Annotated in this window: 1 protein-coding gene; it reads right to left on the bottom strand. The window is 54.9% G+C overall.

The genetic code is table 11. The annotated features are described in order from the left end of the window. Positions 1 to 843, bottom strand: an 843-nt coding sequence (locus TY10_RS28475; protein WP_042171589.1) for an FIVAR domain-containing protein, incomplete at both ends; no start/stop codon positions are given.

Below are 843 nucleotides of genomic sequence, written 5' to 3'. Positions count from 1 at the left end.
GTCGAAATGCCTGGTTGCAGTACTGTGGCTTTAAACACTTGTACCGATTCATTTAACTGGATAACGGCAGTATTCAGTTGATTCTGCGTGTAATTGCTCGCAGTATCGAGAATCTGCTGCGCAGTACCGATGGCAGCTTCCAGCGCGGTGCGAGTTTCCGCCGATGCCTGCCCCACGTTGACGCCTTCCGGATGATCCGTCAACGCCTGCTGCGCCGACGCGATCGCCGCGACCAGCGACGTCGGAATGCCTGGTTGCAGTACAGCAGCTTTAAAGACCTGTACCGATGCATTTAACTGGTTTAGAACAGTATCCAATTGATCCTGTGTGTAAGTGCTCGTGTTATCAAGAATCTGCTGTGCAATACCAATGGCAGTTTCCAGCGCAGTACGAGCTTCCGCCGACGTCTGCCCCACGTTGACACCTTCCGGATGATCCGCCAACGCCTGCTCCGCCGACGCGATCGCCGCGCCCAGCGAAGTCGGAATACCCGGTTGATGTACACCGGCTTTAAAGACTTGTACCGATGCATTTAACTGAACGACGGCAGTATTCAATTGATTCTGTGTGTAATTGCCCGCGTTATCGAGAATCTGCTGCGCAGTACCGATGGCCGTTTCCAGCGTAGCACGAGTTTCCGCCGACGTCTGCCCCACGTTGACGCCTTCCGGATGATCCGTCAACGCCTGCTGCGCTGCCGCGATCGCCGCGCCCAGCGGCGTCGGAATGCCCGGTTGCAGCACAGCGGCATTAAAGACTTGTACCGATGCATTTAACTGGACGACGGCAGTATCCAATTGATTTTGCGTGTAGTTGCTCGTGTTATCGAGCATCTGCTGTGCA

The sequence above is a fragment of the Paenibacillus gorillae genome (assembly GCF_000513275.1).
Lineage (GTDB): Bacteria > Bacillota > Bacilli > Paenibacillales > Paenibacillaceae > Pristimantibacillus > Pristimantibacillus gorillae.
This window is presented reverse-complemented; position numbering and strand designations above follow the sequence as displayed.